The following is a 23,031-nucleotide window of genomic DNA, read 5'->3' on the forward strand; positions in this document are numbered from 1 at the left end:
AAATTAATCCCGGCAAACTAATGCCTGCCAGGATTAACCTTCTGCCTAACTTAATATTTCATTTTACATTTTAATTTCAATCGCTTCTCCTGAATACTTCACTTCTGTTCCTTTGTATTCATCAAAATTAAAATCCACTTTGTTATCTTTTGTAGCAAATACAATATTAAAAGTTCTTTCCTGAAGCATACCTTTAAATGCTCCTTCTCTGTTTCCAATGGTTAATTTTCCATCTTTTTCCGACCATGAAATTGGAATCGTACTATACTGCTCTTTTTCGTAGTTGTAATTCAATCCTTCATCTTCATACAATTCAAAATGAGCATCATCACCAGTGTATACTACTAACTTAATTGGTGCATGAAGCTTTTGATCTGTATATTCTATTTCTGGACCAATAGGTAAAATAGAGCCTGCTTTTACAAATAGCGGCATTCTTTCGTAAGGAGCACTTGCCGAAATAGTTTTACCTCCTTCAAGATAACTACCATCATATGCGTTATACCAACCTTTCCCTTTTGGCAAATATACTTCACGTTCACGAGCCTGGTACTGATATACCGGACATACCATAACAGCAGGACCAAACATATATTGATCATCAATATTTTCAACAGTTTTATCCTCGGCAAAATCCATGACCAGAGCCCTCATAATAGTATAATCATCAAAATACACATGTCCGGCAAGCGAATAGATATAAGGCATTAATCTGTATCGCAACTTATTGTAGTACACAATACTTTGATAAGTAGATTGCTCTTTTGGATCAAGATTAAACACTTCTCGGTATGGATATTGACCATGAGCGCGATACAAAGGAACAAACGTTCCGAACTGATACCAACGGGTATTTAACTCACGCCATTCTTTTAAATCTTCACTTCCTTCTTTTGCTCTTTCATATCTCTTTTCTACACAGAACCCACCAATATCCATAGTCCAGTAAGGAACTCCTGATAAAGCAAAGTTCATTCCTGCAGTAATCTGAGCTTTCATGTCTTCCCAACGTGTACCTATATCACCACTCCATGTTGCAGTACTATATCGCTGAAGACCTGCAAATCCAGAACGAGTTAAAAGAAATACACGCTTATTTGGGTCCACACTTCGTTGTCCGTTATAAATGGCATCAGCATTCATTAATGCATACGTATTAAAAAACTCAGTTGAAGATCCTATGGCTGTTGGCGTTGAAAGCTTTTTACGATACTCCAAACTTGCATTGGATAAGATATCAGGCTCAGAAGCATCCATCCACCAGGCATCCATTCCATATTTGTAGATATTATCCCGCATTTGCCCCCAGAATAATTGACGAGCGCCCTCGCTGTATGGATCATAGAAAGAACCAATATATCCTTTTCCAATCCAGTCTCTGATACTATCTTTTACAGCCTGCTGATAGATATATCCTTTTTTATCCAGCTCTTTATAATTATCAGTATTGATATAAAATTTAGGCCATACAGAAATCATACATCTGGCATTCATTGAATGAATATCATCCATCATTTTTTGTGGGTCAGGAAAACGAGAAGCATCAAACTCATGACTACCCCATTGATCTTCTTCCCAATAGGACCAATCCTGAACGATATTATCAATAGGAATATGACGCTTTCTGAATTCAGCTAAGTTTTCTACAATCTCATCCTGAGTTTTATAGCGTTCCCTACTTTGCCAAAAACCATAAGCCCAACGAGGAAGAATGGAAGCTTTTCCTGTAAGCATTCGGTAGCCACTAATTATTTCATCCATATTATCTCCATGAATAAAATAATAATCCATTTCCTGTCCCATTTCAGACCAAAGCGTTAACTTTTCCTGATCTTCCTGCGATCTTGGACTCAAAGCCTTTAAACTTATATATGAAACTCCACCATCCGGTTTCCAATCCAGTTTAACAGGCACTTTCTCTCCTGCCTCCAGGTGAATTTTAAACTTATAGGTATTGGGATTCCAGGCAGTTCGCCATCTTTCCTTAACCACCTCTTTTCCTCCGACTTCAACACGCGTATAACCCGCATAGTAAAGTTTAAAGAAATAATCTCCTGTTTCTTTTGCTTCAATTTGACCATTCCAAACAATCTCGGAATTATTAAATGGAAAATCTTGAGGAAATTTATTGACTGTTTCAAGATTTTCATAATCAATTTCAGCTTCATTTCTTTCTTCAAAAACATCACCTGACCCAGTAATATATGTAGCTGTTAATCCACCTTCTTTTCCATTTTTATCATACAGCTTAAACTGCGTTAATTCTTTATATTCATCCGGATTACCGAAACGTGTTAATGAATAATTATCCCACAATAATCCGTAATTTTTATTAGACACAACAAATGGAATAGAAACCTTAGTATTGTATTGATACAATATTTCATTTTTCCCTTTGTAGTTCCACTCATCACTTTGATGCTGCCCTAATCCGTAAAAAGATTCATCTTTTGGAGAGTCAAAAACCTGTTCAAAAGTATAACCTGAAAAACCATCGGCTGTAATAGGTGAGAATTTTTTACTTCCCCCCTGATCTTCTTTTAACAATGGATTACCTTCCAAATCAAAAAAGGCAACTTCTCCTGTAATTAAAGATACTTTTGCTTTTATGGCAGCTGTTGTTATTTCAACCTCATCATTATTTTCAACAACATTATACTTTACATTATTTTGTTTTTGAGGAACAATGATCAGACTTTTCCTTTCTGAAAAATTGTTTTCAGGGGTTGCTACTACCCGAATGATATCATCAGAAACAACTTCTAGTTTTACTAAAGAAGCATCAGTACTTTTCTTTTGTTTTAATTGTACAATAACTCCGTTATCTATGGTTTGATAAGTACTTTTATTGCACGATATTAAACTTGAAATAATCAGCAGTGATGCTACGAAATATTTGATTGTTATTTTGCCCTTCATACCTAAAATCTTTTATCCTTTTTTGTTACTCAACTCCTGACATAATTGCTTCAACAATATCAACATCTGTAACCTCTCCATTAGTTCTGTCGAATAATTTCATACCATTATTATCCCTTATACCAATATCCCAGGCAAAAGTGATTATGCCATTTTGTTTAGCTGCCTGATTAATTTTTTTGTAATAATTATATCTGGAAGTCTCTGCCTGTGTAAAAGCTTCACCAGAAAGGTTATCTCTTATCACAACTCCATACTCACCAAGAATTGCAGGAATTCCATTATCTACGTATTTTGATTTTACTTTACTAAATGCATCATCTATCTGGCCATCATCTTCCCATGTAGATTCGGCATTAGAACCTGTATTTAAACAGAAATTGTATGGATCATAATAATGGACTTCTACAAATAATCTATCTTCTACAACATCAGTTGACATGGTGTGATAATCATATCCCCAATAAATGTTGGTATTGTAGGTTTGGATCACTAGATTTCTATAAGCATTTTTGCCTCCTGTTGCTCTCACTGCATCAATAAAGGTTTGATTATATGATTCCTGAACCTCAATATTTTCAGAAGTTGGTGTGGTATACACGCCATCTTCGTGCACTTCGTTTGTTCCTGCAAATAGTAAATGCTCATCATAATCTCTGAAATACGTTGCTATTTGCGACCATAATGCATATTGCTTTTCGTTAACAGCTTCCTGATAAGAATAAAGAGGATAATTTTCAAGCCATCCACCGTCCCAATGGATATTCAGGACAATATACATATCTGCATTATAACAATAATCAATCACTTCTTTTACCCTGACAAGCCACTCATCACTTATCTTATACGTTTCTTCATCTACAATGTAGCTATTCCATGCACAAGGAATTCTTATGGCATTAAAACCAGCATTTTTTACGCCATCTATTAACTGTTGATTTACCATAGGGTTACCCCAATCTGTTTCTCCAGTTGGAACTTCCATGGTATTTCCGATATTCCAACCTACAATCATTTTTGAGGCAAGAGTCATGGCATCACTTTCCATACCTGTTTTATCTTCTGGAATAGAAATATCAACTCCGCCTTGTTTAACAATTGCAGTTTCAGTTATATCATTTAATGTAAAAGAAATTTTACCTACCCTATCAAGATATGAATTGTTTTCACTTACAGTAAATGTAATCGTTGAATCGGTTAATGCTTTCAGGCTATTTTGTACAATCCAATCCACATCAATAGTTACTGTAAAATCATCTGAAGTTTCTAATTGCACACTAATTTGTTGCTCCGATGATTCAATATTATACTGACCATTACTTATATTGATCAAATCAGTTTTATCCTGATTAATTGTAATTATTTTATTTATTCCGCCTGCTGTAACAGTTAACTCTGCAGTTCGTTTTTCTGTAGTTGTATTCTCATTCACAACTAACTCAATTTTATTTGTACCTGCAGTACCGGAAGCTGGAGTAATGCTACACCAATCGCCAGAAGACGAGATAGTCCAATCCAAATTACTCTTCACATAAAAAGATTGAATAACTCCTTCTTTATCAATATTAAGTTCATTTGTAGAAACAACTAATTCTGGTTCCACTTTAGAACTTTCGTTTGAACATGATAAGAGCACCAATAATGCAATTAGAAAGCTTGATATAAGGTGGTTTATTTTCATTACCTATTCATTTAAATTTTATTAATCCCGCCTCACTAAGGAAGCGGGATTATTAATTATTAATTTGCGGGAACATATACATAGGTGATTGCAAAAGCATCTTCGCCAGATCTTTCAGCATCACGCATTACCTGAAACATTAATACATTATTCTCTACTTTATAAATATCCAGATCTCCCCAGTTAAGCACATAGTAATCATTAGTCCATGGATGAACAGCTCCTACCGTCATCAGTAATTTATTATTATCCAGATCAATACTCCATGAACCTGTTAACGTAACAACTTCTTCCGAAGCCAAAACATCAGTTTCTGCAGGCATTCCATGTCTTTCTAATGTTTCACCAGATGTTTCATCTACATAAGTATATACTCGTTGACGTTGATTTACTGTTATTGTTCCATCAAGATTAAACTGCATAGTACCATAATCAACACCAGCTTCACCAGCAGCATAATGTTCTCCTGCTGCTGGATTCCATGCCCAGGTTGAGAAATCAGAGAAGATTACCGGACCTTGCTCAGCACCCCAACTTGTAGCTACATCATAAGTTCTTTCAGAGTCTAACTTCCAAACTTGAGATGTAAGCATTCCTTTTACTGCTTCTAAAGGATCTACACCACCACCTGCAATTTGAGGCTCTAGTTTAAAACACATATATTCAGGCTTATCTGTTGATAATGCACCAACCCACATTCCAGTAAGATTTCCTACAGCATCTTTTTCAATTGATAGAATACGCCATTGATTTTCTGCTGTTGTAGAAAGATTTACCCATGAACAAATATTAAATTCTGGCTTAACATCAGTAAAAGTATATATCCCTTTTTCATCTATAGCATAAGTACCTGCAGACTCTGTTCCATCTGGTAATACCATAGTTACTGAATTATCAGTAGAATTCATTGTTAATGAGAAATTTGCATAAGTCTCAGGAATGCTTGCATCAAAACCAGTCCAATCAGCATAAGTATCAGGAGATGTCCAACCTCCATTCATTAATGAACCATCTAAATTAGCCCAGTTAAACGGAGTTTCCGGAGATAATACCCATTTAATTGAAGTACTAACAGATTGAGATACATCATCAAGCCATCCTTCAGGAAGTGCTGGTTCCGGATCACCTTCCTCTTCCGGAGTCCAGTTATCTCTAAAATCTTTTGAAATATAATTGTAGCAAGCTCCTTCAGGAACTACTAAAATTTGAAGAAAATTTTCAGAAGCATATAAAATACGAAATTCTGTTGCTGAAGTCACCGCTGCATCTCTATTAGAGTCATGTACCGGAAATGCATCTGTAAATTTAATAGTATGCTTTTCTGTATCTAACATATAAGATCCATTCTGAACTGATCCTCCACCAATACTTGTTGAATAAGCTGTTTGATCTACTGTTAAGTTAGCGCCACCAATCAAATCAAAAGTCATTGTTCCAAAATCAGCGGCATCACACATCCATTGGTTACCTGCCCAATCTGCCGACCAATACCATACCGCTTCACCGCTCTCCTGAAGGTTTGGAAGAATCGCACTTTTGGCATCCCAAACATCAGCATCTATATAGTTATCACCTGCTGCATTATGCAGGTTATCCCATTCGTAAGTATTTGTAAAGAACCAGATAGGACCTCCAAAAAAGCGAGATGTTTGTTCCCCATCAAGATCTAAATACCATGTTTTAGATTTGCCTTGTCCTCCAGAAACTAAAGTCCAAAGTTCATCTTCTATAAAACCGGCATACATCTGATCTACATCAAAAGTAACTGTTTCGCCGTAAACATATCCACCACGAGTTTGAACTCCAAATTGTACTTCATAAGTTCCTGCAAAAGGAATTTTAAGTGTAACAACTTTATCCTGACTTCTTCCTTGTGGATGATTCCATAGAGGTGTATATTCCGAGCCCATTAAACTTGTTAAGTAAACGATGTTTGGGTTCTCGCTATCATGGGTGATTGTATATGCAATTCCTTCAACCAGTTCTTCTGGTAGAATATCAGTATCACCCAAATTGTATTCTTCAGGAGTACATGCTCCAACCAAGAATACTATTAGTATAAATGACAATATATTATTCAAATGTTTCATTGTTGTTTAATTTAAAATTATTCCCAACCAGCATTTTGTTTTAACACTCCATCAGATAAGGTAATTTGAGTATTTGGAATCTGCATAAAACCCTGAGTTGTGGTAATGTTACCAGCATCAATGGTTACCTGATCATCAGCATTTCCACTTAATACTGCATAATTTGAAACAGCAATAGCAGATGCAGCTACTGAAACTCCCTGACGAAGTAAATCCCAATATCTTAAACCTTCAAACGCAAACTCATAACGACGCTCATCCATTATATTCTCTTTACTAACTGTTTTTGTTGTTAATCCAGCTCTTGTTCTTACCTGATCATAATATGATTGAGCATTTGAACTACCTAACTCGGCTGCCATTAACAATACATCTGCGTATCGTATAACAATGAAATCCTGATATTGTGAATGTTGAAAATTACCATCTCCAAGACCTTCTAATACCGTAGTTCCATCTGGTAAACACATTGGTGTATACTTTTTATTAGTATATCCGGTATACTCACGTTGATCTTTTAAATCAAAAGTGGATTCAATTCCTTCTCCTACAATGTCAATGATCGATGCTTTTTTACGTGCATCATTAGTGTCATAATCTTTCCAAAGTTCAGGATTAACAGTACATGCTCCCCAACCTTTACCATAAGGCGAAAAGTTTGTATTACGCATTCCCATCATAACTAACCAACGGTTACCGTCAGCATTTCCATTATAATCCTGTGTATAATTAAACTTCTGAGTAAATACTGCTTCTTTGTTTCCTCTTCCTGCCCAAGTTGTTTCAAGCGTATTATTTTCTACATTAGGCACTGAAGATGCAGCTTCCCATAAATTTTTATATTCTTCAACCAATCCAAAGCCACCTTCACTAATCACATTTTCAAGGCCTGCTAATACATAAGCATTATCAACAACTCCTTCAATATTTGATTGTCCGTAATAACCAGTATAGAATAAAAATACTCTACCAAGAAGTGCTTTTGCAGCCCATTGAGTGGCTCTTCCATCATTTTCGGCAGCCCACTCTGCTGAATAAGCAGGAGCATCAAGATTTTCTGATGCAAATTTTAAATCTTCTGCAATCAATTTATAAACTGCTGCAGGTTCCGACTGAGGGATATTGTCAGTTGAAGGCTCTGTTAGCAATGGAATTCTATTGAATAATCTTACTAGATCGAAGTACAATTTGGCTCGTAAAAAACGAGTTTCACCTTCAATTCTAACCTGATCATCTTCATTTCCTTCCCAATTCATTTCTGTCATCTTCTGAAGTAATTTATTACATCTGAAAATACCTGCGTAATAGTCGCTCCATGTACCATTGAATATGTTGTTATCGGAAGGAGATTGCGATAAATCAAATCTGTCAAGAACCTGATAACCTCTTCCATCTGTATTACCAGTACCTCCAAAGCAGTTGTCTGACAAAACCTCAGAAGTTACATAAAATGACTGATTTCCATTTGATGTAGTTACCTGATAACCATCGTAACATCCAACAAGAGCCATTTCAAAATCTTCAACTGTTTTGTAGTAGTTACTATCAAAAATTGATGTTTCTGGTTCTACGTCAAGGTATGATTCGCTACAAGAAAACATCCCCAGACTCAGAACACCTATTGCTAATATATTTCGTTTTAACTTGTTCATAAGAATAATATTTTATTCATTAAAATTTAAGATTTACACCTACCAAATAAGTTCTTGGACGTGGATAATATCCCAAATCAATACCTGATACCCAGCTTGAAGTTCCATATCCAATTTCAGGATCCATACCATTATACTTTGTGAAAGTGAAAGCATTTTGTACAGCTGCGTAAACTCTAAACTGACTCATTGGCGACCATTTGATTAATTTACTAAAGTCATAACCAACAGCCACATTGCTGATTCTTAAAAAGTCTCCATCCTGAAGATATAAGTCAGAGAATTGCCAGTTAATATTGGTTTCTGTAACTCTTGGCATTTTATTAGAAGTTCCTTCTCCAGTCCAACGATCTAAAATAGCTGTTGTATAGTTGGCTTGTTTATTGGAGTGATTACGGTAAGACTGTACTATTTTATTTCCAATAACACCATTTGCTGTTACTGAAAAATCAAAGTTTTTATATCCTAAATTTAAATTAAGACCGTAAGTAATATCAGGAATACCTGATCCTAAATCTACTTTATCATCGGCATTTACAACTCCATCATGTTTTTGATCTACAAATTTTACATCTCCGGGTTTTACATTTGACTGTAAAATTCCATTTCCTGCAGCTTTCCAGTTTTCAATATCTTCATAGCTTTGGAAAATACCTGCTGTTTCATATCCCCAAAAGTATCCAATTTCATAACCATTTTGAGCTCTGTAAAATTCTTCACTGTTATCATACAACATGTTAGTTGAACCGTGAATAATTCCATCTTCTGTTGGAATGCTTCCTACTTCGTTTTTGTTGTAAGCACCATTAACCCCAATTGAATAAGTAAAATCTCCAATATTATCATTCCATGAAAGTGCTAATTCAATACCTGTGTTTTTAACATCACCTCCATTTATATAAGGTGCTCCTGCTCCCGCTGTAGCTAAAATTGGTGCTTGTACTAACCAATCTTTAGTTGTTTTAATATAAAAATCACCATTAACACCTAATCTGCTGTTTAAAAAGTAAGCATCGAAACCAATATTAGTTTGTTCTGAAGTCTCCCATTTAACATTAAGATTTGATAAACGACTTGGGTAAGAACCTGGAGTATTAACCAATGAAGTACCAAAAACATAGTTTGCAGCAGGGTCACTCGAAGAATAACTTGTGGAAGTATTCATTGGTGATGCATATTGGAAATCAGAAATATTCTGGTTACCAACTTGTCCCCAACTTACTCTTAATTTTAAAAAGCTCATCCATGATGAAACGCCTTCCATAAATGACTCGTTACTTACCACCCATCCGGCAGAAGCTGATGGGAAATATCCCCAACGATTTCCTTCTGCAAATTTTGAAGACGCATCAGCTCTTAAAGTGGCATTAAACATATATTTCTCTTTATAATTATATGCTAAACGACCGAAATATGATAATCTTCGCGATTTTACAGATGGTCCACCACCTACTCCTTTTGTTTCAACAACACCGGTTGCATTACCATCTTCATCTTTTTGCAAAGTAGCCTGACCTGTTGTATTATCGATATAAGCGTGAGCAAAATCATTAAACTGACTTAGCAAGTTCCAGTTAGAGGCTGAAAGGTTTGTTCCTTGATAACGAATGGCTTCCATACCTGCTAAAACATCAAATTTATGACCGCCATCTAATTCAAAATTATAACTAGCAGTGTTTGTCCATGTCATTGTATGACCTTTACTCATACTTTGATTTACTGAAGTATGGTCATTGTTATATGCATAGATAGAAAACTGATATAAAGGGCTAAAACTTCTATATTCGTTTGCATAATAATTAAAACCAAACAATGTTTTAACTTTCAAGTTTTTAATTGGCTCTAATTCAGCATATACATCACCTAAAAGTCTTTGACCATCATTTTCATTATTTGTGTTAGTCATCATTGAACCATAAGGGTTTCCATCACCTTTAAACCAAGGAGAGTTTGATGTATCGTTATAAGGACTATCATAAATATTATTATCACTGTAAACCGGAGCTAACGGTGATGTTGTAAATGCACCTCTTAATGTATTATTGTATTGATTACCTACACTTATACCAGTATTTTTGATGTAGTTAAAATTTAAATGTTGTCCAACTTTTAACACATTATCATATAGTTTATGCTCTGTATTAATTCTGAAACCATAACGCTCATAATTTGAAACATCTGGTCCACCAACAATACCTTCTTGTCCTGTATAATTCATTGACATTGCATAAACTGAACTTTCTGTACCTCCATTAATACCTAAAGAATAATTTTGAGTAACCGCATCATCATAAAACATTTGGTTAACCCAATCCGAATTAGCAGCTCCTTCAAAAACACTTGCATCATATAATGCTGATCCCGAATTCAAAGCTTGTTCCTGCATAATAGTAATATACTCTTCTCTATTAAGCATGTTGGTAGTACTCATTACATTTTGTACACCATAATAAGCATCAAAAACAACTTGTGCAGAACCTGCTTTACCTTGTTTAGTGGTTACCAAAACCACACCATTTGCTGCCTGCGAACCATAAATTGCAGCTGAAGCCGCATCCTTTAATACATCAATACTTTGAATATCACTGGCATTTAAAGTCGAAATATCTCCCTGTACACCATCTATAATGTAAAGAGGGCCTGAATTACCAACTGTTCCTAAACCGCGAATAGTTACTTTCATATCAGCTCCCGGCTGGCCTGAAGTGGAAGAAATATTAACACCCGGAGTTTGTCCTTGCATTGCTTGTAAAGGACTGGTGGTGTTTTGCTTTTGAATTTGATCTCCTTTTACCTGAACTGTGGCTCCGGTAACTAATTTCTTTTGCTGAACCCCATAACCAACAACCACTACTTCATCAAACTGTGAAATTTCTTCTTCCATTTTAATGGATAGTGTGGTTTGATTTGTTACAACAATCTGCTGGGTTTTTAGTCCGATAAATGAAATAATCAATACATCATTTTCATTGCAATCAATACTAAATTCACCATCCACATTTGTAATAACACCATTTGTAGTACCTTCTACAATAACACTAGCACCCGGAATGGCTTGTCCATCTGCTTTTGAGGTTACAGTACCTGTAATTGAGCGAGAGCTTTGCCCAAAGACTATCGTTGTGGAAAACAACATTAATACTATTCCGGCATAAACCAAGAGCAATCTTGGAATTGATTGTACCGAAATTCTTTCATTAGATTTTTTAATATTCATAGAATATAGATTTAAAATAAAACTCGATTTATGAAACACATGACAAATGTATTTATGGCGAGTCTAAACTTCCTTAATAAATGTTAATACAATAGGTTAAAATGATAATCTATATGTACAAATTGATATTAAATGACAGTCATTTTGTTAACAAAATACAACTACATAAGTCCATATATTACTATAATACTGCACATTACACATATTTGATAAAATATTTAAAAAATGTTATAATTTAAAAAATAATCAATACTATTTGATCAAATAAAAACGCCTGAATATTTTTAACATCCAGGCGTTTTTGAAATATAAATCAAGGTTAACTTAATCAAAAACCTTAAGATCTAACTGATCATATTTTAAAAGTAAACTCTTTAATCTTTGGGCGATTTTCAGAACACCACCTTTAATATTTGATTCTATATTAATTGGAATCATCGGATCATGTAAGGATAAACGCAACAGAAACCATCCATCCTCATCCTCTGATGCACATTTTACTCGTATGCCTTCATAATTTTTAGGAACTTTAGTCCAATCAGGTAGTAAGTTATTCTCTAACTCTTCAATAATCTTTTGTCCATAAGCTACAAAATCATCTGTTTTAATAGCAATCCTTATTTCTTTACTTTCCTGTGGTCGTGGAAGTTCCTCTATTAACTGAGCTAAAGTCTTATTTTCAAGTCTTAAGTCAGCTAGCTTAATTAAAAGTTTTGCAACTAAAAAAGCACCATCATCTAAAAAGTAATTTTCTTTCAAGGCTGCATGGCCGCTTGTTTCAATGGCTAACCAAGACTCCTTACCTGCTTCATTTAATCGAATAGCTTCATTGATTACGTTTTTATATCCTCTTTTAAAACGGTGATGTTCACCCTTTAAATGCTCTTCAATAAACCATGCTAAGCCATCTGATGTAATTGAATCTGTAACAATTGTGCTATCTGGATGCTCATCCAAAATCACGGCTGAAATTAAGGCAATTAATTCATTTCTATTAATAGGATTTCCATCCTGATCAACCATTGCAGATCGATCCACATCTGTATCAAAGATGATCCCCAAATCTGCTTTTTGGCGAATCACTGCCTCGCAAATAAATTGCATTGCTTCTTCATCCTCTGGATTTGGTACATGATTTGGAAATTTTCCATCTGGTTCAAGAAACTGACTTCCGGATATATCTGCGCCTAACTCTGCAAGTACTTTATCTGCAAAAAATCCTCCGGCACCATTGCCTGCATCCACAATTATTTTTAGTCCTTTTAATGGATAGGTATTATCAACACCTGTTTTTACTTTTGATCTTATAGTAGATACCAGTAGCTGAGAATAAACAGAGATATAATCCAACTGTTTTACAATTCCTTTCTTATCTGAAGTGACAAACTGATTTTGTTCCGCAATGGTAAGTATTTCTGTGATATCACTTTTGTTTGCTCCTCCTTCACAGGTAAAAAATTTTAATCCATTTCGGTTAAACGGAAGGTGACTGGCTGTGATCATCACTCCTGCATCAATGGAATAATTTTTATCCACAGTTGTCATAAACATTGCGGGTGTGGATGCAATACCGCAATCGTAAACATCAACTCCCATTGCTGACAAGCCACAGGCAAAAGCATCTTTCAGATCAGGGCCTGTTAAACGAGAGTCCATTCCAACCGCAACAACATAAGTTGATTGATTGGGCCGTTTTAAGCGAATCCATTGAGCAAAAGCTTTCCCTAATTGCTCCACTACATCTTTTGATAAATTAACCGACTCCCCCTGAATCCCCTCCATCGCCACACCTCTGATATCTGAGCCGTTCTGAAGTTTTTTCCAATTTACTGTACCTTCCATATTTTTAGAATTTAGAACTATTAAGTTAACACAATCCGAAATATTTAAGATATAGATCAGAGCCTTACATTTACAAAAAAGGGGATTTAACACTTTTGCTAAATCCCCTTTTTTACATTTATTTCTAAAAATCTATATCGTAAATTCCTTTAGCATCATTCTCAAACCACTCAACACTTGTATCTGTCATTGGGTGACTTCTAAGTCGCTCTAGTATTTCAAATCCCACGGTAGCAGCCTGACTGCCCATCATACTAACACGATGCACCTGATCTACCGTTTTAAAACTAGCGGCTAACACTCCGGTATTTAAATTATATCTTTTAATATTTTCTACAATATTGCCAACAACTTCAATACCATGAGATGAAATATTATCCAATCGATTCACATACGGCGCTACCCAATCCGCTCCAGCTCTTGCAGCAACTAATGCTTGCTGTTGAGTAAATATTGCTGTAGCAGTTACATTAATTCCTTTATCCTTTATCATAGGCATGGCTCTGTAACCTTCTTCAGTAACAGGTATTTTAGCAAAGTAGTTATCACCTAAATCATACATTTTTTTATAGGCAACAGCTTCTCTTACCATATCTTCAGCCTTATTGCTAATCATTTGCACATGTAACATCTTATCTCCAACCAACTCAACCAATTTGGGCATTATTTGGGACATTGGTTTCTTTTCTGCAGCAAGAATTGTTGGATTTGTAGTTACTCCCTCCAATGGAAAGTAGTAAAACAGTTTTTTCAATTCTTCAACATTTGCAGTATCCGCTAAATAAATCATTTTGATATTTTTTTAATTAGTATTGCAACGCTCCTGCATTTGCCAATAATAATTCTTCTGCTTCGACACTCCACAAGCCATTATTTTTAGCACACACATCAGCGAGCATGCAATATACGGCATTATTTTTACCTAACTCCTTAAAATCAGCAATAGCTGTTAATGGCATCTCTACATGATTGTAAATTAACTTTTTACCCCCTGGTATATTGGGTAAATCCAAGGTTGCATCAATCACTGCATTTAAACCCCCAACATGTGTTACCAAACCTGCCGGATCCAATCCTTTGGACATAATATCCAAAGCCTCCTTCATATCATCAGTATTACCACCACTGGTTCCTACCACATGAGTATAGGCATAATGCACATTATAAAAATTCATTTGTGCTTTAAAATCCTGCTTTGAGGGACCTGCAAAAAAGTTTAAGCAACCATCAAAACCTAAAATAGCATCTGCCTGCTCTACTACAGGAGCTACCGGAGCAAAAACAAACACATCATTAAACCCATCTTCTCCCGAAATGGCCTTCAATCCAGCTATAGGATCCGCCATTTCTCCAGTATTGATATATCGTAAATCAATACCTCGTGAAGCAGCAAAATCAACAGTATACAATAAAGCAGCCCTGTCTAAACGAGTTTGATCAATATCTGTCACAACTAATAAAGATGGTTTCCGATCTTCACGATGTAACACATAATTAATGGCTGCTAATCCCATAGGACCAACACCTGCCAATAAAGCCATCTTACCATCCTCAACAATTTCCATATTATGAATGTATGAACCCGGGGTAGTATGATAATTAGCATGAATTGCACCTATAACACAAGATAGTGGCTCTGATAACGATGCAGGATAAAATCCATCACCTTTATAAGGTAATAAACAGCCCAACTCCATTACCTCATTTGGTATTACAACATAAGTTGAATCGCCACCAATATGATGATAGGAATATCCTGGAGCACTCAATACCCCAACCGGTCCCTCTTTATAATTTAAAGCAGGCTGAATTGAAAATTTATCTCCTTCCTTAAACTGAGAACTCCATTTACTACCCACCTGAACCAATTCACCGGCAAATTCATGCCCGATAATCACCGGATTATCAGCCACATCATTAGGAACCCGTTTATGATCTGTTCCCTGGTTTGAGGCTTTATAGGATGACATACAAAGACTATCGCAAACTACCTTTGCTAATATTTCATCATCTTTAATTTCAGGCAAATCAAATTCTTCTAAACGAAGATCTGCCTTTCCATATAATCGTACAGCTTTAGTTTTCATGCGTTTAATTTTTTATCGTCGCATGGAACTCACAAAACTCAATCATCCTCAGGTGTGAGAAATCTTTTATTCTGCTCGTTTCATATACTTGTTTTAAGTTTAATGTTAAAATGAAACTTGCTCTCTATTTTGAAATAGGATAAATCATACTTCCTTTATGCTGGTTTCATTTATATTATTTTCCACAAATTCTAATATTTCCAGAGGCTGATTGACAATTTTTAAACAATCCCCTTCAATGCACGGCTGCCCATAACCCCAACTCACGCCCATTGGCATCATACCTGCAGCTTTGGCTGTTTGTATGTCCACAACAGAATCACCTATCAACAACACATTTTTTGGATCACAGTTTACTTGTTTTGCAAAATGTAATGCTCCTTTGGGGTTTGGTTTATGAGGAAATGTGTTGCTATGACCAATGACACATTTAAACGGCCATTTTTTTAAATAATAACCCACAACCTCATCTGTAAGATGCTGAGGTTTATTCGTATTTATAGCCATGGGTATTCCTTTTTCAGTTAAAGCATCAAGCACTTTATCAATACCAGAAAAAACCTTGCTTTTATGATGTGTATTTTGTTGATAATAGCTGTTATACTTACTTAAAAACCGAGCTATATCACCACCTCTTTCCTTCGGAGGTAGAGAGGCTTCAACCAATAACCGGGCTCCATTACCAATCCACTTTATATATTCTTTCACTCCATGAACAGGAAAACCAAAATCACTCAACATCTTATTGTTTGCATCCGCAATATCCTCAATTGAATCAATCAACGTTCCGTCCAAATCAAAAATTACAGCTTTTACTTCCATACCAATCCCTATTCCCTCTGTTATTATTACTATTTTAACATCTCTTGTCCACCAGTAACAGGTATAGCCTGCCCTGTTTCATACTCCTGTTCCATCACATAATAAACCGCTCTCATAACATCCAAAACAGTACACCCTCTGCCAGCAGGAACCTGAGCTTCATAAAAGGCCTTTACATCTTCTATTGTTTTAGCTCCCTTTACTTTGCCTGCATTTAAATATTGCACAAACAAACCTTTTTCAGGGTCGCTCCATAACGGACCATCAAAAAAGTTACCAGGACAAATGGAATTTACTTTTACACGACTTGGCATTAATTCCAATGCAAAAGATTGGGTTAAACCAATACCTCCAAACTTTCCGCCTGCATAAGCAAAATTTCTGTTACTACCTTTTAATCCTGATTTTGAATTAATTTGTATGATATCTGCAAAATAACCGGGTTTATTAGCTGTTTGAAGTTTTAATACAGGCGATGCACTTTTGGCGCAATTAAAATACCCGGTATAATTTACCTTTGTCATAAATTCAAAAGCTTCCGGAGTCATTTCATCCAAACCTCCAGCTCTTAGCACACCCGCATTTGATATAAAAACATCAAATCCTCCAAACTCACAAACCGTTTCATAAACAAGATGGTCTACTGAAGCTAAATCTGAAACATCGACTTTTACAAAATGCGCTTTATTATATTTTGACTTCTGATTTAATGCTGCTGCAAATGCCTTTCCTTTTTCCTCGTTTAAGTCAGCAATAACAACGTTTCCTCCATCTTTAATTATGCTTTCCACCAGGCCGCCACCAAATCCCTGAGCTCCACCTGTTATGATAGCCGTTTTACCGACAGCTCTTCCTTCTGCAACAATATTTTCATCAAAGGCCTGATTTAGCAATAATTGCTCTGTTTCAAAACTGGTTTCTGCAACAGCCACAAGACCTATTCCTTCTAAAAGTATAACCTTTGGAAGTACTCCATTCTGTTGTTGAAAAAGCTCAATTTGCGCCTTTAACTGATGAATTGTTTCTGAAGAATCATCAGAGACCTTAACTTTTATTTGAGGTTCAACTCCATTTTCACTGCCAGATACCTTAGCAACCTTAATTTTATCTTCAGATAAAATCATCCGGAGAGCAGGTAAGATCTCAACTATTTTTTTATTAATTGCCATATTATTAATATCAATCCTTATTATCTAAATTTTGTTTGCAGTAGTCTTTATCATGATGATCTACTGCATGTATTTACTAATTACAGTATGTCCCAGTTCAACAAAATAATCAAGACTTTCCTCATTACGATCACCATTTGCTTTTACAAATCCATCTTCGCCCTTTGCAACCAGATGTTGATGTGCAGCCACAACACAAGCTCCTTTATAGGATAACTCTCTTAATTCTTCATCCAATGGAATACCCCCTCTTGTTTCAACAGTCATTGGGATCATATCTGGTGCATTATGCTCTGTTCCAAACGTAACCAGATATCCATTATTCCAAAAAAACATCGCATATTCCTTTAGTCTGTTTAATTCATTACGATTAGGAATAAACTCTATTGAATACACGTTTCGAGCTTTTAACTCTTCCAATAAAACTTCTTTATTTTGCTCAAACCTGGTATATTCTCCTTTAGGGTTATCTGCCAACAAAGGATAAGTTGGAATACCTCCTGCATTTAAAATGATATCTTTTATTACAGATACTTCCAGAAATGCTTTTGAGTTTTCCTCCACAAAGGCTTTTTTTCCTGCCTTGAGCAACATATTTCTGATTTCATTTTCAACCTCTGCATTGCTTTCTAAATTAGCAGATGGCTGATTACCTGAATATAATTGTTCAAAAAACTGATATCGCTCTTCTACTGTATTATACTTTTCAAATACTTTTACACGAACAGCCTTAGCAACATGTCTTTCTCTCACTAAATCAATGGCATACTTTTCTAAAATCTCCTCCATGTAAATCCGAATATCCGAATTGATTTCTTCAAAAAGCTCATTGATTTTTTCAGCCATCTGACCTACTCGTTTTACAATTTCTTCTTTTATTGTTTTAACCTGGGTAAAATAAGGTTCATCTAATTTAGGAGGATTACTTAATCCTTTACCAGATAAGTAAACCCGTCCCGGATTACCTGGATCATTTAGTCGGATACCTTTTTCTTTATCTTGTAAATTAACTCCTATAAACTCAATATTAAAAAGAGGAAAGATCTTATACTTTAATGCCAGATCGTTAAATTGTTCATATCCATCAGTTGAATAAAAATCGTTGATTCCTAAAACCCGAACATCTTCTTTTGCTGCCAATTCAAATATTTCCGGGATATCTTTAAATGCACTGAATGAATATGGGCTATGAATATGTGCGTTTACATTTAATATTTGTTCGTTTTTTAAATTAATGCCAACACTTGCTCCTGCAAGTTGTTCTGATTTTTCTGGAAGTGTAGATAGATTTTCCATGTGTAATTTAGATAGATTAACTGATGAAAACAGTCGCTCTGCAGCCAAAGTCTTTCATCTATTTCAAAGATTTTTCATTCGTAGATTTTTTTGACAGAGACTATTTATATAGTTGGAACATTACACTTTAACTTGAAGAAGATAAAAGTTCCGGATACATTCCCAAACATGTACCCGGAGCAGAATATAAATGTTAAATACCTAGTTTTCCTCTTCTTATAATTTCAGCATTGGTAAAGTTATTTTTAACCACATGTCCTTTTAATGGAACAATTTTTTCGTGAATGGCATCAATAATCCAATCCTTTCCAGGGAAAAAGTATTGCTCTAATTCGTATGCAGGAGTAATCCAGTTACGAGAACCTACTACTACCGGTGGCGCATCCAATTCATCAAATGCCAACTCGGTAATTCGCTGAGCCATATCTTTTAAGAACGAGCCTCTTTCATTAGCATCACTGGTTAAAATAATTCTTCCGGTTTTCTTAAGCGACTCAATTACCGGTTCATAATTAAACGGAACAATACTACGGGCATCAATCACTTCAGCCGACATTCCATATTTAGATTCTAATTCTTCGGCAGCTTCCAATGCTCTGTACACAGTTGCTCCTATTGATAAAATAGTAATATCCTTACCTTCTCTTTTAATATCCGGTTCTCCAAAAGGAATTTCGTAATACTCTTCTGGCACCCCTTCTTTATGGAACTGCTCACCTACATCATAAATTCTCTGACTTTCAAAGAATACAACAGGATCAGTTCCTTGTAAAGCCGTATTCATTAATCCTTTTGCATCGTATGGTGTTGCAGGGAAACACACTTTTAATCCAGGAATATGTGCTACCAATGAAGACCAGTCCTGAGAGTGTTGTGCACCATATTTAGATCCTACAGAAACACGAATTACAACAGGCATTTTAATAACATTACCTGACATTGCCTGCCATTTTGGTAATTGATTAAACACCTCATCTCCACAACGACCTAAAAAGTCGCAATACATAATTTCAGGAATTACTCTACCTCCACACATGGCATAACCAATAGCTGTACCAATAATAGAAGCCTCAGAAATTGGCGAGTTAAATAATCGCTGATAAGGCAAAGCCTCTGTTAATCCACGATACACCGCAAAAGCACCACCCCAGTCGCGGTTCTCTTCACCATAAGCCACTAAAGTTGGATCTTTATAAAAACGGTCTACAATGGCCTCGAACAAACCATCTCTTAACTGATACTGCTTAATCTTAGAAAATGGCTTTCCATTTGCATCGAAGGCATATCTTTCTTTTTTTGCAATTTGCTGTACTCTTGGATTCTCTTCCATAGGATGATTCACCTCTACTGGACGATCTTCCATTTTATCAACACTTTGGTTAGAGAAAATCATATCTCCAATTAATTCAGGATGTTTTTCAAGATCCATGCGAGGAGAAACTTTTTCATCAATAGCTAATGTCATGGCATATTTCATCAACTCCACAATATCAGCCTGAATGGCATCTAATTCCTTTTGTGTTGTGATACCGGCCTTAACCAATTCATTTCCATAAGAAACAATACAATCCTGATTTTCCCATGCTTCAATTTCTTCTTTAGTTCTGTACGAAGAAGCATCAGAAGGAGAGTGACCACTATATCGATAAGTAAGGACATCTAATAAGATTGGGCCTTTTTTATCTTTAATCAATTCCATTTTTCTTTTGTAAGCATCAATAACTGCCAATGGATTGTAACCATCAACGCGTTCAGCATGCATACTATCTCTGTTTACGCCAGCTCCAATACGTGCTGCAATATCATAACCCATAGTTTCGCCACAAGTTTGGCCTCCCATTCCATACTGGTTATTCATGATATTAAAGATGATTGGCAATCCGCCTTTATAGGCACCTTCCCATAACTGCTCAAACTGATCCATTGAAGCAAAGGCTAAACCTTCCCAAACTGGTCCGCAAGCCATTGATGCATCACCAATATTTGCGACAACAATACCGTCTTTTTGATTTACTTTTTTATACAATGCAGCTCCCACAGCAATATCGCCGGAACCACCAACAATAGCGTTGTTTGGATATACTCCAAGTGGTGTAAAAAAGGCATGCATGGAACCACCAAGACCTTTATTAAATCCTGTTTCTCTGGCAAAAATTTCAGCCAGAGTTCCATAAACTAAAAATCTGCGTGCCAATGATTTCATATCACCCTGATGCCCATCTGATACAATTTTTAGAATGGTTCCACCAAAGAAATTTTTCATCATGTCATTCAACTCCTCATCAGACATTTTGCTGATAGCTGACATACCTTTGGCCAAAATTTCACCATGAGATCGGTGCGAACCAAAAATAAAATCATCAACACCAAGATGATAAGCCATACCAACAGCGGCTGATTCCTGACCAATAGAAAGGTGAGCAGGGCCAGGATGATTGTATTCAATTCCCTCATATTCACCACGAATCTTAATTAAGTTAATCATCGTTTCAAAATGGCGGATTAATGCCATATCATGATAAATTGCAATGAATTGTTTCTTCGAAAAATTAACCTTTTCATCCTCTATGGATTTATCATATTGGTTAACCGGAATGTCTTTAAATTCAATTTTTCCTGATTTTCTGACCTGCTTAGGATCAATAAATTGTGACTTTGGCATATTATTTAGATTTTTAGATCATAGACAACAGACAAAAGATGATTTTTTATCTACACCTTTGACAATCACCTAGTACTCTTGATTTTTTTTACAATTACTAATTTTAAGATACTTTGATAGCGGTACTTTTAGCGTTGCTCGTTATATGTCCGAAATCAAACACCGTTTCTTTAAATATTTCTGAAACAGTTGGATGAGGAAAGACAACTTCCTCTAGTTCTTTCAATGTAAGTTCAGCCTCTATAGCCATACAAGCTCCATAAATCATTTCACTGGATGGATTTCCAAGCATGTGGACACCTAACACTTCTCCGTATTTAGCTCCCACCAATACTTTACACAACCCTGATCCTCCTTCATTTTCAGCAATAAATCTACCGGCATAAGCCATCGGCAGTTTAGCTACTTTATAAGCAATTCCTTTTTGCCTGGCTGCTTCTTCTGTTAACCCTACTCCTGCTATTTCAGGATTGGTATAAACAACTCCGGGAATGGCATTATATCTCATTCGGTCTTCTCTGCCACAAAGATTATTCACAACCACCTCTCCTTCACGGCTGGCAGTATGTGCTAACAATGAAAATCCAGTAACATCGCCAGCTGCAAATACATTAGGTACGTTGGTTTTCATCTTATCATCCACCTTAATGCCTCCACGGAACAACTCTACTCCAAGGTTTTCCAATCCAAATCCAGTAGTTACTGGCTTACGACCAACACTTACTAATATTTTATCTCCGGATAGCATAGTCTCTTTCCCATCTTTTTCAAAGGTTACCACATTACCTTCCACCTTTGTAACTTTTGAAGATAAATTGAATTCAATTCCTTTTTTAGCATACATCTGACGTAGCATAGCGCTCATCTCAACGTCCATACCACAAAGAATCTCATCCAACATTTCTATTATTGTAACTTTTGTTCCCAAACTATTAAAGAAACTGGCAAACTCCATCCCAATTACCCCACCTCCAATAATCACAAGTGAATCAGGCTTTTCTTTTAATTCAAGAATTTCACGATTGGTAAGAATAACATCACCTGGTTCTCCCAAACCAGGAATAGGTGGAATAAAAGCTTCAGATCCTGTACAGATCAGCAAATGAGCTGCAACAATCTCTTCTTCAGAAGTTGAAATTTCTATTCCCTGCTGAGTTCGTCCTTTTATATAAGCAGTATCTTTAATTGTTTTTACATTAAACATTTTCATTTTGGCACCGACTCCACCTACCAGCTTTTTCACTACTTTTTGCTTACGGCTCATCATTTTACCAAAATCAAAACTTACCTCTTTCGACTCCACGCCATATTTAGAACCTCCAACCGCATTATCATATATTTTTGCACTGTACAATAACGTTTTGGTTGGAATACAACCTTCATTTAAACATACACCACCAAGTTCTTTTTTTTCTATTAAAACTACTTTTAATCCTTTAGTGCCAGCCCTTTCTGCAGCTACATAACCGCCAGGACCTCCTCCTATTATTGCTAAATCATACATAAGTATTTGTTTATTTAATCTGAAGAGGTTTTCAGAAAGGAACGCCAACCTTAAAAACATTCCTTTCTTCAACCCATTTTCTAAAAACTA

Annotated in this window: 13 protein-coding genes; all 13 read right to left on the reverse strand. The window is 35.7% G+C overall.

Going from position 1 to position 23,031, the window contains the following annotated elements; all coding sequences use genetic code 11:
• Positions 1 to 63: 63 nt before the first annotated feature.
• A complete protein-coding gene (locus tag OM075_RS08945; protein WP_301190157.1) occupies positions 64 to 2,919 on the reverse strand; it encodes a TIM-barrel domain-containing protein in 2,856 nt (951 codons plus the stop codon).
• 25 nt (positions 2,920 to 2,944) lie between these two features.
• Positions 2,945 to 4,600, reverse strand: coding sequence for a cellulase family glycosylhydrolase (locus OM075_RS08950; RefSeq protein WP_301190158.1), 1,656 nt, complete (start codon positions 4,598 to 4,600; stop codon positions 2,945 to 2,947).
• A gap of 59 nt (positions 4,601 to 4,659) precedes the next feature.
• Positions 4,660 to 6,690 (reverse strand): hypothetical protein, encoded by a 2,031-nt coding sequence (locus OM075_RS08955; protein ID WP_301190159.1) that lies wholly within the window; start codon positions 6,688 to 6,690, stop codon positions 4,660 to 4,662.
• 17 nt (positions 6,691 to 6,707) lie between these two features.
• Complete coding sequence (locus tag OM075_RS08960; RefSeq protein ID WP_301190160.1) at positions 6,708 to 8,342, reverse strand: RagB/SusD family nutrient uptake outer membrane protein; 1,635 nt, start codon at positions 8,340 to 8,342, stop codon at positions 6,708 to 6,710.
• 19 nt (positions 8,343 to 8,361) lie between these two features.
• A complete protein-coding gene (locus OM075_RS08965) occupies positions 8,362 to 11,559 on the reverse strand; it encodes a SusC/RagA family TonB-linked outer membrane protein (protein ID WP_301190161.1) in 3,198 nt (1,065 codons plus the stop codon).
• Between the two features lie 324 nt (positions 11,560 to 11,883).
• Positions 11,884 to 13,401, reverse strand: coding sequence for a phosphohexomutase domain-containing protein (locus OM075_RS08970; RefSeq protein WP_301190162.1), 1,518 nt, complete (start codon positions 13,399 to 13,401; stop codon positions 11,884 to 11,886).
• A gap of 124 nt (positions 13,402 to 13,525) precedes the next feature.
• Positions 13,526 to 14,191, reverse strand: a complete 666-nt coding sequence (locus OM075_RS08975) for a transaldolase family protein (protein WP_301190163.1) — start codon at positions 14,189 to 14,191, stop codon at positions 13,526 to 13,528.
• A gap of 16 nt (positions 14,192 to 14,207) precedes the next feature.
• Positions 14,208 to 15,488 carry a zinc-binding dehydrogenase gene (locus OM075_RS08980; RefSeq protein WP_301190164.1) on the reverse strand — a complete coding sequence of 427 codons (1,281 nt, stop codon included), beginning with the start codon at positions 15,486 to 15,488 and terminating at the stop codon, positions 14,208 to 14,210.
• 144 nt (positions 15,489 to 15,632) lie between these two features.
• On the reverse strand, positions 15,633 to 16,310 hold the full coding sequence (locus OM075_RS08985) for an HAD family hydrolase (RefSeq protein WP_301190165.1): 678 nt from the start codon (positions 16,308 to 16,310) through the stop codon (positions 15,633 to 15,635).
• 29 nt (positions 16,311 to 16,339) lie between these two features.
• On the reverse strand, positions 16,340 to 17,479 hold the full coding sequence (locus OM075_RS08990; protein ID WP_301190166.1) for an SDR family NAD(P)-dependent oxidoreductase: 1,140 nt from the start codon (positions 17,477 to 17,479) through the stop codon (positions 16,340 to 16,342).
• Between the two features lie 60 nt (positions 17,480 to 17,539).
• Positions 17,540 to 18,775, reverse strand: a complete 1,236-nt coding sequence (locus tag OM075_RS08995) for a PHP domain-containing protein (protein ID WP_301190167.1) — start codon at positions 18,773 to 18,775, stop codon at positions 17,540 to 17,542.
• A 193-nt stretch (positions 18,776 to 18,968) separates the two neighbouring features.
• Positions 18,969 to 21,437 carry an alpha-ketoacid dehydrogenase subunit alpha/beta gene (locus OM075_RS09000; RefSeq protein WP_301190168.1) on the reverse strand — a complete coding sequence of 823 codons (2,469 nt, stop codon included), beginning with the start codon at positions 21,435 to 21,437 and terminating at the stop codon, positions 18,969 to 18,971.
• A gap of 103 nt (positions 21,438 to 21,540) precedes the next feature.
• Positions 21,541 to 22,941, reverse strand: coding sequence for a dihydrolipoyl dehydrogenase (gene lpdA / locus OM075_RS09005; RefSeq protein WP_301190169.1), 1,401 nt, complete (start codon positions 22,939 to 22,941; stop codon positions 21,541 to 21,543).
• Between the last annotated feature and the right edge of the window lie 90 nt (positions 22,942 to 23,031).

Source organism: Plebeiibacterium sediminum (genome assembly GCF_026013605.1).
In the GTDB taxonomy this organism is placed as follows: Bacteria; Bacteroidota; Bacteroidia; order Bacteroidales; family Marinilabiliaceae; genus Saccharicrinis; species Saccharicrinis sediminus.